The 14,995-nt window shown below is 44.8% G+C and carries 2 protein-coding genes; both read left to right on the top strand.

The genetic code is table 11. The features are described from left to right. The first annotated feature begins 1 nt into the window (after position 1). Positions 2-13,822: an ATP-binding protein gene (locus D0X99_RS00340; RefSeq protein ID WP_119475663.1), complete on the top strand. Its 13,821-nt coding sequence runs from the start codon at positions 2-4 to the stop codon at positions 13,820-13,822. After that, positions 13,819-14,970: an FIST signal transduction protein gene (locus D0X99_RS00345; RefSeq protein WP_119475664.1), complete on the top strand. Its 1,152-nt coding sequence runs from the start codon at positions 13,819-13,821 to the stop codon at positions 14,968-14,970. The genes D0X99_RS00340 and D0X99_RS00345 overlap by 4 nt, the downstream gene beginning before the upstream one ends. Positions 14,971-14,995: the final 25 nt, after the last annotated feature.

The raw sequence follows: 14,995 nt of genomic DNA on the forward strand, positions 1-14,995 counted from the left end.
TATGAAGCCAAGTATCAACAAACTCAACGAGGCAAAAAAAGCCTACGAAATCTACTGGGACAGCTACACCAAAGGAGACTTGGAAACCTTTGCCTCCACCTTGGATGATCGGTTTGAAATGATTGGAACTTCCGAAGCTGAAGTTTGCCATTCGAAAGCAGATGGAATCGAATTTTTGAAAGCCCAACTGCATGAGGTCGTGGGAAAAGTGGAGATGCGAAACAGGCAAATTGATGTAATTCCTGTGGACCCGTTGATACTGGTCAATGAGCAATGTGATATTTATGTACTGATAGATTCTGAATGGAATTTTTATTCAAAGATCAGAATATCAACACTACTACGAGAAACCAAAGAAGGCTGGAAAGTAACTCAGCAGCATGGATCGCTTCCTGATATGCGTGTGCAGGAAGGCGAGACCCTAGCCATCGAAAAAATCAGCAAAGAAAACCTGGAACTCCGGGATGCGGTCAAGCGGCGCACGGCAGAACTGGAAAATAAAAACCGGGAATTGGCAATCGAAGCAGCACTGGAGAAAGTGCGTGCCGTCGCCATGGGCATGAAAAAACCGGAGGATATGCTGGAGGTCTGCCGTGAAATTTCTGACCGGTTGCAGGAATTTGGAGTGGAAAAAATCCGAAATATTCAGACCGCAATCATAGATGAAACGATCGGCCAATACCTCTGCTATCAGTATTTCACCGCATACAATAAAACAGCAGTAGAAAAAACAGAATACCTCAAAAGTCCTGTGGAGCAAGGCATGGTCAGGCAAATGCTGGCTTCACGGGACGGGTTTTTTATCGGTGGACTAAGTGGCAAAGAGCTCGAGGCATTTCGTTCCCATCGCAAAAAAGAGAACCATTTTCCCGATCCGTTTTTGGACGAAGCCACCCAATTGGACTATTGCTTTTTGTCCATTGGGGAAGGGGGCCTTGGGTTGACTTTGTACCAACCCATGGCTGAGGATGTATTGACATTGTTCAAGCGTTTTCACCAGGTTTTTTCCTTGGCATATCAACGTTTTCGGGATATCCAAAAGGCAGAAGCCCAGACACGGGAGGCGCAGATAGAAGTAGCTGTGGAACGTGTTCGTGCCCAATCCATGGCCATGCACCATCCCGATGACCTGGATAAGGTAAATAAAGAAATATTGAACCAACTCCAATTACTCCAGGTACCAGGCCTGACAGGTGTTACCTTTTACCTGGTCGATAAGGATGGATGGGTGAAAGCATGGGATTTTTCAAGTCCTGGAAATATCGGAGATCAGAATAGCTATTCGCTTCAATACGACTTCCAGAAGTATGAATTGATGGGAGAACCCTTTGAAGTTTTCCGTCAAACTGACCTGAACTACTTTGTGGCCGATTTTCCCCTCGAAAAACTGAAGAGGGGCGTTTATGAGTTGGAAGAAATCAATCCTACAGTTGCCAGCCTGGTTAAAGAAGCTTTGGCAAAGGGGATTTTAACCCATCAATGGACTGCTTGTGCCAGAATTTCGGATGGACTCCTTGGTGTCGATTTGGTAAGCCCTCCCTCTGAGGACACCAAAACCATCGTCTTGAAAATGGCCGCTGCATTCAATCAGGCCTATACCCGCTTCCTCGACCTGCAAAAAGCAGAAGCGCAAGCCCGCGAAGCAGAAATCGAGTTGGCCCTCGAAAGGGTAAGGGCAAGGACCATGGCCATGCATTATTCAAGTGAATTGGCGGATACGGCAACAATTCTCTTTCAACAAATCAAGGAATTGGGCTTCGAAATATGGTCATGCGGGTTTGGTATTTGGAGGCCCGAAGTTGATTTGGAAGAGGCATGGATGAGTACAGGAGATTTATTCCCTATCATTTTACTTCCTTTTAAAGAGGATCCTAGCCATCTGGGTATTTATGAAGCTTCACAACGGGGAGAATCGGTTTTTGAAGTAGAAGTGAAGGGAGAGGTATTAACCAGACATTATGATTGGCTAATGTCGCAACCTTCTTTTAGAATAGTCTTTGGGCAAATTGAAAACTCAGGGATTATATTGCCAACAGTCCAATTTAAATATGCGGCATTTTTTAAGCAGGGGTATCTGCATTTGATTACAACGAAACCTCAACCTGATATTCACAATATAAATCAGCGTTTCGCCAAAGTTTTTGAACAAACTTATACCCGCTTCCTAGATCTCCAAAAAGCGGAAGCCCAGGCAAGAGAATCACAGATTCAATTGGCATTGGAAAGAGTTCGGGCAAGAACCATGGCGATGTACAAAAGCGAAGAGTTAACCGAAGTTGCTGTGATGCTGTACAAAGAACTTTTTTCATTAGAAGTTACGCAGGAGTTTTTTGAATGCGGGTATGTTGAAATCGATGAAGCAAATAAGATACAGCGCGCATGGATGACAGGGCCGGATGGAAATCTATTGGAATCGTTTAACCTCCCTTTAACGGGTGAGCCGATCTTCGATTCAAGGTACGAAGCCTGGAAGCAACAGATTCCGATTTTTCATCAAGTAGTAGCCGGTGATCAATTGAAGCGACACATTGAATTTGCAATTCCTTATTTCGATTCAAAAGAAGCGGAAGAAATTGCAAGAACCCAAGTCCCTGACTCTGTTGTTTTCTATTGCGGAAATTTTTCGCATGGATACCTCGCAATTAATTGCGGATTACTTTTAGATGCTGAAGGGGAATCATTGATAGCAAGATTCACCCGGGTCTTTGAAATGACTTATCTGCGGTTTCTTGATTTGAAGAAAGCAGAAGCACAAGCCCGCGAAGCAGAAATCGAGTTGGCCCTCGAAAGGGTAAGGGCAAGGACCATGGCCATGCACCATACAGAGGAACTCAAAGAAGTCATTCAGGTAGTGTTTGACCAATTTGTGGGTTTGAATATCCATGTCGAACATGCCGGATTCATACTGGACTATAAGGAACAGGATGACATGCATATCTGGCTGGCAGACCATCAACAAGGAGTGCCAACTGAGATCACCATTCCCTATTTTGATTCCCCGCATTGGAACAGTTATCTCGAGGCCAAAGCCAATCGGGCATCTTTCTTTGCCAACCTGCTGCCCTTTGAAGTAAAAAACAAATTCTACAGTGATCTATTCGAGTGGATTCCGGAATTGACGGAAGAAGCGCAGCAAGCAATTTTTGGCAAGCCGGGACTGGCCATCTCCACCGTATTGCTGGATAATGTGGGGTTATATATCGAGCATTATTCAGAAACTCCTTTTACCGCAGAAGAAAATGCCATTCTGATGCGATTTGGAAAAGTATTCCAACAGACTTACACCCGCTTCCTCGATCTTCAAAAAGCCGAAGCACAGGCCAGGGAATCGCAAATTCAACTTTCACTGGAGCGAGTGCGATCAAAGGCTATGGCAATGCACAATTCGGATGATCTTAGTGAGGTATTGTCAGTCCTATTCGAGCAATTCGAAGTGCTGGCCATTTCACCCGTCTATACCTTCCTAAGTTTTATAGATGTAGAACGGAACACATTCACTTATCGCCAAACAGGCAGGCACGGACAGAAAGTATTGGCGCAGCAAACCATCTCCATGGATGCAATGAATATTTGGAAAGACGTGGTGGATCGTTGGAAATCAGGCGTTTATGACACTATCGACACCATGTATTGCCCAAAAGAGTTGTTGCCCGAAGTGTTCAAAATCTATGATGAAATCTTCTCGCAACTTCCGGAAGGTGCAAAAGTATTCCAGGAAGATTTTCCTGATGGAATATATACCGCAATAGCCTGCTCTAAGTTTGGACATTTGGGGTATGATCATAACCGACCCTCGACAGAAGAGGAAAAGTCAATACTTCTTAGGTTCAATACGGAATTTGTAAGGCTATATCAGCGCTTCCTCGATCTTCAAAAAGCCGAAGCACAGGCCAGAGAATCTCAAATTCAGTTAGCCCTGGAGCGGGTGAGAGCCAGGACAATGGCCATGCACAAAAGCCAAGAGTTGGCAGAAGTGGCAGTTGTATTATATCAGGAACTAAAAACACTAGGTGCAACGCAGGATTTTTTTGAATGCGGATACGTAGAAGTTGATGAGATTAACAACCTACAGCGCGCTTGGTCCACTAGGCCGGATGGGAGTTTTCTAAAAGAGCCCTATTACCTGCCACTTACAGGTGAGCCCGTCATCGATGCCAGGTATGAGGCCTGGAAACAGCGCGTTCCTGTTTGTCATCAGCCAGTAGGCGGCGAACTATTAAAAAGAGCAAATGAATTTGTAATTCCTTATATGAACAATCAGGAGGCAGCAGAAATTAGCTCCTCATCGACTGTCCCCGATCCGGTTCATTTTTACTGCGGCAATTTTTCTCATGGCTATCTCAACATCAATTGTGGAGAACCCCTGAGCGCTGAAGAAGAATCACTCTTGGCAAGGTTTACTGGAGTATTTGAAATGACCTACCAGCGCTTTCTTGATCTCCAAAAAGCAGAAGCACAGGCAAAGGATGCACAAATAGAATTGGCCCTGGAAAGAGTGCGGGCTAAAACCATGGCCATCCAAAAGCCGGAGGAGTTTTTAGATGTAATTAGTGTGATCGGGGAACAATTCGCACACCTTGGTTTTGACAATGAATGGGTCAATTTCGGGGCAAATGGATTAGATATTTCTAAAGGTATTGATATCTGGGAGCTGGTTATTATGCCAGGTCAGTATCAGTCTGCCCAACGGGTATTTATTCCATATACAGAGCACATTCTATTTAGAACTTTGATTGAACAATTTGAAAGATATAAGAAGGATGGTACTAATTTTTTTACACTCCTGCTGGATAAAAGAGAATTGGGCAAATGGCTGGATCATCAGTACAAAGAAACTGTCTATAAAGAGATGCCCGCTGAGGTAAAAGCTCTGGGATTCAGCAAACCCAGTGCCGTCTCATCTTATATAATTTTAAAGGATACCTGGTTTGAAGTTGGAAGGTTTAGTACAACCCATTTTACCGATGAGGAAAATGAGATCTTTAAAAGATTCGCAAATGCGTTCGGTCAGGCATATACCCGCTTTCTTGATCTCCAAAAAGCAGAAGCACAGGCAAGAGAAAGCCAAATACAATTGGCCCTAGAAAGAGTACGGGCAAGAACAATGGCCATGCAGAAGAGTGACGAACTTCCAGATGCAGCCAATTTGCTTTTTCAACAAGTGCAATCACTTGGAATGCCTGCCTGGAGTGCCGGTTATTGTACTTGGGTTGATGATAAAAGAACATCGGTTACGCTCTGGATGAGCAGTGAAGGCGTGTTGCAGCCCCCCTTTACAGCTCCCACTACGGAAGATGAATTATTTATTGAAATGCGAAAGGGCCAGGAAGATGGTAAAGCATTTCATGTGGTGGAAATGGGGGGCGACAAATTGGTGAGACACTACCAGTATATGCGCACGCTTCCGGTGGTAGGTGAAATTCTGGATTCAATTATTGAGGCTGGTCATCCCCTACCTACCTTCCAGATTATGCATCAGGCCTATTTCTCAAAAGGGTTTCTGCTCTTTATTACCTATGAACCAGTTCCGGAATCGCATGATATTTTCATACGATTTGCCCAGGTATTTGAGCAAACCTACACCCGCTTCCTTGACCTGCAGAAAGCAGAAGCACAGGCAAGGAAAGCGCAGATTGAAGTGGCAGTAGAAAGAGTGCGTGCTAAAGCGCTTGCGATGCACCGTTCAGAAGAAATCCTCGGAGTTGCCGTGTCCATCAGAGATGCTATGGTTGCTTTGGATTTACAAGGTGTTTCTGCGGCAACCATCTACCTGGAACAGGATAATGGCAACGTCCGAGTCTGGGATATAACGGAGTTACTGGAATCGGAAAAAGGTCCTTATCTGAACCTGGACTTTGAATTCCGTTTAGAGGAAACGGATTCCGATCTCTGGTTTCACAGGATTTGGAATTTCAAAGACAAATATTGTGTGGTGGAAATGGATCAGGATGACTTATGGAGGTGTGAAGCCTTTCTTCGGACTTTCGATCCAAAAAATGCGGACAACTTCCTTCGCTTTCTGGAGTCAGGCCAAATAACGCATTTGTGGCTTCCCACAGTTTCTCTGGAAAGAGGAAAAATGAATATCGATTTTGTTCAACCCCCTCCGGCTGAAATGGAATTCATTCTTCCAAAAATGGCAGCAACGTTTGATCTGGCATATAAACGCTTCCTCGATCTCCAAAAAGCAGAAGCACAGGCAAGAGAAGCGCAGATTGAAGCGGCTCTGGAACGAGTTAGGTCACGCAGTATGGCTATGCATAAAAGCGAAGAGCTGAGAGAAGTGATCCAGCTTGTGTTTGAACAATTCCGCCTTCTGAACTTCAATATTGATTCCGCCCAGTTCGACCCTGATTACAAAGCCAGCGATGATATGAATCTGTGGACAGCCGTGCCCGGTCAGCCGTACTCCACCTATCAGCATATTCCCTACTTTGATAATCCTATTTTCTATTCCATTAAAGAGGCCAAGGAAAAAAAATTAAGTTTCCATATACAAAAACTTTCATTTGAGAAGAAGAATGAATTCTTCAGGCATTTCTTTAAGTACATCACCTATGTTCCCAAAGAAAGACAGAAGTTAATTTTTGAAAGCCCCGGCTTCTACAGGGCAGTGGTGTTCTTGGAGAACATTGCACTTGCCATCCAGAACTACTCTAATATTCCTTATACGAATGAGGAAATTGCTGTACTGAAAAGATTTGGTAAAACCTTTGAGCAGGTGTACACCCGCTTCCTTGATCTCCAAAAAGCAGAAGCACAGGCTAGGGAAGCGCAGATAGAAGCGGCTCTGGAAAAAGTGCGAGGTCGAACCATGGCCATGCATTCCTCCCATGAACTAGCGGATGCAGCCTATGTCCTTTTCGAGCAGTTGAATTTCTTGGGTGTGACTCATGAGCGCATCAATATTGGGATCGTCAATGAAGACAATCATACTATTGACTTTTGGGTCACCGAACAGGGAGGGAACAAACTTAGCACCAAATTTTCCGGACGCATTTCCGAACCAACCACGCTCTCCAAAGCCTATCATTCCTGGAAAAAGGGAGAGAAATCCCTTGTAGTAGATTTGAATGGAGAGGAGTTGAAAAGTTGGCTTCACTATTTGAATGAGGAAATAAAAATCCCTTTCAATAAAGCCTACCTTCATTCGAGAAGGGTTCAAACTGCCGGTTTTTTTTCCAAAGGAATGCTCATCCTCACCAGCCCTGAACCGCTGAATGAAGAGGCCTTGTATCTCCTGGAGAAATTCGCAGGGGTTTTTGACCTGACCTACACCCGATTCAATGATTTGAAAATAGCCGAAGCCCAGGCAAGGGAAGCGCAGATAGAAGCGGCATTGGAACGAGTACGTAGCAGAAGCATGGCCATGCACAAAAGCGATGAGTTGCTTGAGGCTGGTGAAATTCTTTTTTCAGAATTGCAAAAGCTGGGTATAGAAAGTCTAACTGCAGGGTTTGTGTTAATGGATAAGCAAGAAAAAAACGGGTTGAATTATACCCCTGATCCATCCACAAAAAAAATAATGTCCCTTCCGGTTATCATTCCGCATAATGAAACGGTTCATCTCCAACGTGTGGTTGAAAACTGGAAAAAGGGAACATCTCATTATGTGGTTGAAATGGATGAAGAAGAAACCATTAAGCACCAAACCTTTATTGCGGAACGCAGTACCAACTTTACTCTGAACGCTGAACAACTGATTGCCATTTCACCGGCAAGATTGTTCCTTCATAATTTTTATTTCAAAGAAGGTTATTTATTGATTGTAGGCGGCACTAGATTATCTGCAGAACAACTTGATATTATGCTGCGGTTTGCAAAAGTTTTTCAGCAAACCTACACCCGCTTCCTCGATCTGCAGAAAGCCGAAGCGCAGGCAAGAGAATCACAGATTGAAGCTGCACTGGAACGGGTTCGTTCCAGGAGCATGGCGATGCACGATAGTAAGGAACTAGGCGAAGTAGCTAAGGTGATGTTCAACCAAATGAAATTGTTGGGAGCTGAGCTTTTTGCCTTTGGCATTGTATTGTGCGACAAAGATAAAAACGTGGTTGAGCAATGGCATGGCTTGGGCGAAGGCGATATGATGACGCCATTCCAGGTGCCTATTGACCTTGACTACATTCACCGCTACCGATACGACCAGTGGAAAGCCGGAGTTGAACTCTTCTCCATTGAAATTCCGTCTGACTATATAGCCCGCCACTTTGAACTGATGTTTGCTTTGCCATCGGTAAAGACGGTAATGGACGATTTGAAGTTGAAGGGCATAGAGCTGGGTCACCCCTCCTGGGAAATTGATTATGGTGCTTCATTCAAGTATGGTTATCTCCTTGTCTCCTCTTTACAGCCATATGCAGAAGAGAAGATATTCCCTCGTTTCGCTAAGGTGTTTGAGCAGGCTTACACCCGCTTCCTTGATCTGCAGAAAGCCGAAGCGCAGGCAAGAGAATCACAGATTGAAGCTGCGCTGGAACGAGTACGAAGCCGTACCGTAGGCATGCAAAAAAGTGATGAATTGCGTGATGTGATACAGGTGATTTATGAGCAGTTTTTACATCTGGGCATCGATCTTTACGGAGCAGCCTTTGCGATGGATTATAGGGAAAGTGAGGACTGGCACATCTGGTCTGCTGATTTGGCCAATCTTTCTCCCACCCTGCTGCATATTCCCTATTTTGATCATCCTTATTGGAACACATGGAACGATGCGAAGCGAAAAGGACTGGATACGCTTGCCTATACCATGGCATTCGCGGAGAAAAATAGTTTCGTTTCTGAATTTGGCAAACACATCCCCAATTTGCCTGCCGAGGCATTGGAATTAGTACTCAGCACACCTGGCTATACCGTATCCAATGTGTTTCTGAAAAACGTCACGCTTTACATAGATAGATTTACTACCGAACCTTATTCTGATGCCGATAATGCTATACTTATGCGCTTCGGCAAAGTATTCGAACAAACCTATACCCGTTTCAAGGATTTAGAAAAAGCAGAAGCACAGGCAAGGGAAGCGCAGATAGAAGCGGCATTGGAAAGAGTTCGGTCACGAACAATGGCCATGCAGCGAAGTGAAGAACTGCCTGAAGTGGCAGGTCTTCTTTTCCAACAAGTGAAAGCATTAGGCGTGCCTCAATTTCAATGCGGATTCAACATTTTTGAAATTGATGACAAAGAATGTATATGGTATCCGGGAAGTGCTGATGGTGATATTCTTCCACCTTGCAAAATTCCGTTGACGGAACATCCGATTTTTATGGCCTTCAATGAATCACGAAAGAGAGGCGATGAACTTTATGTATATGAAAAGGATGGCGAATATCAGGCTGGCCATTACAGGTATATGTTATCACTTCCTGTTTTGGGAGAGCTATTGCAAAATATGTTGGATGCAGGCATTCCATTTCCAACTTTTCAAATTGATCATATTGCGAATTTTTCACACGGCAACCTGCTTTTCATTACTCCTGAGCATTTCCCAGAAATGCATGATACTTTCAAACGCTTCGCCAAAGTTTTTGAACAAACTTATACCCGCTTCCTAGACCTGCAAAAAGCAGAAGCACAGGCAAGAGAAGCACAGATTGAAGCAGCGTTGGAGAGAGTTCGCTCCCGAACTATAGCGCTGCAAAATAGTGATGAATTGTTGAGCGTAGCAATATTGATGTTTCAGCTATTAAAAGAGTTGGGTGGAAATCTTTTTGCTTGCGGCTTTACGTTGTTAAATGAAAATAAAACTGATTCGGAGTCATGGATGAGTGCCGAAGGTGAATTTCTGCCTCCAATTATTGTCCCGAATGAAAAGGAACCGGTTACTCGTCACATGTTTGAGGCCTGGCAACAAGGTGAGGAACTATATATCGAAGAGGCTGGAGGTGAGGAACTAAAGGCCCATTATGACATTATGGTATCTTTACCAACTGCAGGAAAGATTTTTAAAGGCATGTTGGAAGCTGGAATACAGTTCCCTAGCTGGCAACGGTGGCATGCCGCATATTTCACCCACGGTTATTTGCTTATCATCACGACTCAGCCCTTCAAGGATGTCGATCTATTTGTTCGATTCGCTAAAGTCTTTGACCAAACCTACACCCGCTTCCTAGACCTTCAAAAAGCAGAAGCCCAGGCAAGAGAAGCGCAAATACAATTAGCGTTGGAACGTGTGCGTGCCCGCACCATGGCTATGCAAAGCAGCGAGGAATTGGCTGAAGTATCCTATCTGCTCAACAAACAGGTGGTGGACTTGGGTATTCCTACCCGAGGCTGCGCCTTTAATATTTACAACGAGGAGGATTCAACCGAATGGTTCAGCAACTTGGAAGGCACAATCCCCACCTACAAAACGCCAAGGGAAAATATATTTTTGAAATACTACGAGGCGGGTCAGCGGGGAGAAACCCTGTGGATTGAGGAATTTGGAGGAGACCGAATAAAGGAACACTATAAGTATTTGGCTACCCTTTCAATTTCCGGAAATGAAGAGGAAACCATCGAGTCCAATTTGGTAAAAGTGCCCGAGTACCAAATCGACCATGTTGCCTATTTCAAATATGGATACCTGCTGTTTATTACCCTTGTGCCGGCGCCAGAAGCTCATGACGTATTCAGGCGTTTTGCAAAAGAGTTTGAACAGACCTACACCCGCTTCCTTGACCTGCAAAAAGCAGAAGCCCAGGCAAGGGAAGCACAAATAGAGGTCGGATTGGAAAGAGTTCGGGCAAGAACGATGGCCATGCATAGCAGCAATGATGTAAGTATGGCAACTGCAACACTTTTTACTGAGTTGGAAAAATTAGGAGTTCAAAATCTTCGGGGAGGTATTGCAATAATTAGCCCGGATCAAACACAGGAAGTTTGGTCTGTAACCCATTTGCCCGAGGGAATCACATTAAGAGCTATTGGGATTTTTGATATGAGGTTGCATCCCTTTTGGCGACAACTATTCAAAGCATTTAAAACCAAAGAGGAGTTTCAATATTACTGGCTGGCCGGAGAGGATAAGGCAAAATACATTGCCTTGTTAAATACAACACCTCATTATTTAGAGCAACCTATAACAGATCTTCCGGATGTACATGTTCAATCTTACTTCTTCGGTGAGGGAGCAATTTGGACAAATTCTTTACAACCACATTCAGAGAGTGAAAAGCAGATAATGAAGAAATTTGTTTCTGTTTTTTCTTTGACCTTCCGCCGATACCTTGATCTCCAAAAAGCGGAAGCCCAGGCAAGGGAAGCACAAATAGAAGCCGCCTTGGAACGAGTCAGGTCAACTTCATTGGCCATGCATAGTTCCCAAGACTTGAGTAAGGTCGTCCATATCGTGTTTACAGAACTGGTCAAATTGGATGCAAAACTTGACCGCTGCCTTATTTTGATAGTCAATCCACAGACTTTGGGTATCACCTGGTACCTCACCGGCAAGGAAGGCCTGCTTTCCAACAATGGCTTTTTGGTAGCGGACAACTCCCATCCTTCCCACCTGGCGTACTTGGAAGGTTGGCGTACCAAGCGGAAAAAGTGGCATTACCTTTTGGCAGGGGAAGAAAAAAAGAGCTGGGATGCCTATGGGTTTTCGCAAACCGAATTGGCTCAACTACCTGATTTCATCAAAGCAGATATGGCAGCGGTAGAGTCAATCCACCTCTCCATTTCTTCGGATGATTTCGGTTGCTTGATAGCAAGCAGTCTTTCTCCCTTGTCCGAAGTGCATGAAGGGATTGTGGATCGATTCACAACCGTCTTCAATCAAACCTATACCCGCTTTCTCGATCTGCAAAAAGCCGAAGCTCAGGCAAGGGAAGCTCAGATTGAAGCAGCTTTGGAAAAGGTAAGAAGCAGAAGCATGGCCATGCACAACTCTCAGGAGCTAAAAGAAGTGGCTTTGGAATTGAGAAAACAAATGGGATTGCTTGGTCAAAAAGATCTGGAAGTTTGCGCTATTCATTTGTACGACAAAGAACACTCATTTGAATCCTGGAGTGCCATGAAAGCTCCTGGATCCGATAGTGATATTGTTCAGACGCAGGCCCGCTTTTCCAAAAAGGGTATTCGCATTATTGATGAATTATTACACCACTATACCAACGGAACCAAAGACTATGTCCTGGTAAATGAAGGAGAAAAAATGCTGGAATGGTTTGAGGCCTTGAAAAGACAAGCCCCCGAACTGTACGCATCCATCATTCAATCCCTAAATGAAGTGCCTTTAGATAAACTGAAAGGCAACTGGTCTGTTGCCGACTTTTCTGGAGGAGCATTAGTGATGGTTACTTATGGAGAGGCGGACATGTCATCAAGAACCTTATTGCGACGCTCAGCCAATGTTTTTGAGCAGGCCTATACTCGTTTTCTTGATCTTCAAAAAGCAGAAGCACAGGCAAGGGAAGCGCAGGTTGAGGTGGCCCTGGAGCGAATCCGCGCAAGAGCACTCGCGATGCAATCCTCCACCGAACTCGGTGAAGTGGCCAAAGTCCTGCGGGACCAAATGGGCATTCTGGGTCAGGAAGACCTGGAAGCATCCGTGGTCCATTTGTATTCTGCCGGTTCTCCCACATTTGATTCCTGGTATGCATTTCGGGCGGGAGATCATATAATCGAAGGTGTCGCCACGTTCAGCCTTGAAAATTCAGCCTTGGCCAAGGAGTTTTTGAAACTCTACGAGGACGAGGTCACTGAGTACACGATCGAAGTAAAGGGCGCAAAGTTGAAAGAATGGTTGGCCGAAATAAAAAGGAACGCACCGAAGATCGCTGCCTATTGGGGAGATCTTCCTCCGGAAAAGCAGTTTTACCATTTTTCTGATTTCTCAGGCGGGGCGCTGTTGATGGTTTCCCATGAAAATCTGACCGAGGAAACTCAAATGCTCCAGAAACGCTGCGCATTGGTTTTTGAACTGGCATACAAACGCTTTTTGGATTTGGAAGCGAAAGAAAGACAGGAACGGGAATTACTCGAAGAAAAACTGCGCTTGGAACACGCACTCTCCGAACTCAAGGCTACCCAATCCCAACTCGTCCAACAGGAAAAACTTGCCTCCTTGGGCCAGCTCACTGCCGGGATCGCCCACGAGATCAAGAACCCGCTGAATTTTGTCAATAACTTTTCGGAAGTCTCCCTTGAAATGATCGAGGAGGTAATAGAAGAAAGGAGCAAGAGCGAGGAAACAAGAGATGAAACTTTGGTGGACGAAATACTGGAGGACATTAAGTCTAATCTCCAAAAAGTACATGACCATGGAACCCGAGCCAATGGAATCGTAACGTCCATGCTTCAGCATTCACGGGCTAGCTCCGGCAAATTGGCCCCTTCAGACCTCAATGCCCTGATCAAGGAATATGTCAACCTGTGCTTTCACGGCATGCGGGCCAATAAAAATCCGATCGACGTGGATATCCAGCTGGAGTTAGAACCTTCTTTGGAACCTGTATCCCTGATCAAAGAAGACTTTACCAGAGTGGTGATCAACCTTTGCAACAATGCCTTTGATGCGATGCGAGAGAAGTTTTTAAAGACGGAAGACAAAAGACGGAAGGCCGAAGATTCTGAAACGGTCAAGTACAATCCGAAATTGAAGGTAACAACAAGTCTGGAAAATGGTCAGGTTCGGATATCCTTTGAAGACAATGGTCCCGGTATTCCTGACGAGATCAAAGACAAAATCCTTCAACCCTTCTTCACGACCAAAAAAGGCACTGAAGGCACAGGCCTTGGCTTAAGCATCACTCATGACATCATCAAGGCGCATGGTGGAGAGTTGTCGGTGGAAACATCGATCGACTACGGAGCAAAATTTATAATCAAACTGAACAAATGAAGGCTAAATCAATCAAAGGAACCTCTCCTGCAGAAATAAAGACCGGTTTAGATAAATGTATGCAGGATGGTTTTAAACCTACCTTGGCATTTGTATTCATGTCCATCAAACAGGACATTGACTCAGTCCGGCAAGTACTGATGGAGCATCATATTCAGATTTTTGGAGCTACCACCGGAGGTGAATTCATAGATGGTGACATTGGAGCAGGTTCTATTGCCATCCTGCTGGTGGACATGAATCCGGCTCACTTTAGAGTACTCTTGCAGGACTACCGTGACAAAGACACTCAGGAGGTAGCGCGGGAGATAGCGACTTTGGCAAAAAAGACTTTTGAAAACCCTTCTATTATCATCTCAGTCAGTGCCGACGTAAGGGGTGAATCCGGACCAGCCATGGAAGACCCTGTGGTAAAATCCATCGAGTCCGTCACCGGTAAGAACATCATCCTATGGGGTGGCCGGGCCGGCGATGATTTTGATTTTCATGAAACGGTAGTATTCAATCATGAATTTTCAACCAAAAGAGGGATTCTCCTGCTGGTTTTGGATGGTGACAAAGTTCTGGTGAGAGGTGAGGCAGCCTCCGGACAAAAAGCGATGGGCACGGAGCGGGTTGTTACCAAAGTTGTTGGCAAATGGGTTTACGAAATTGACCATCAGCCGGCCGCAGAAATTGTGTTGAAATTCCTGGGGCTCCACTTAACACCCGAAGAAGCGCAAACTTATTATCCCAAAGAGGCCATTGTGTTCAGCGTTGCCCGCGACCAAGGTGATCCGGTTTTACGGGGTTTGGGTGTTTTTGATTGGAATAATAAATCGTTTCTGCCGCTTGGCGACATACATGAAGGAGACAGGATACGTCTGACTATCGCTCCGGATTTTGAGGTGATTGAAGAAGTAAGACAAAAAGCAGAAAAAATAAAACAAGAAGAATTACCAGAAGTGGATGCCTTGCTGATGTTTTCGTGCATTGGCAGGTTGGGTCAATTTGGCCCCCTGGTGGGGGAAGAAATAGATGGCGTTAGAAACGTTTTTAATGTACCCATGGCAGGGTTCTTCACCTATGGGGAATTTGGCAGGACTACTAACGGAAACAATGAGTTTCATGCCAATACGTGCTGCTGGGTAGCATTAAAGGAAAAGTAATGGATTGCCAACCACAAAAGCTTGC

Origin of the sequence: Algoriphagus lacus (assembly GCF_003583985.1) — a bacterium.
Taxonomy (GTDB): Bacteria; Bacteroidota; Bacteroidia; order Cytophagales; family Cyclobacteriaceae; genus Algoriphagus; species Algoriphagus lacus.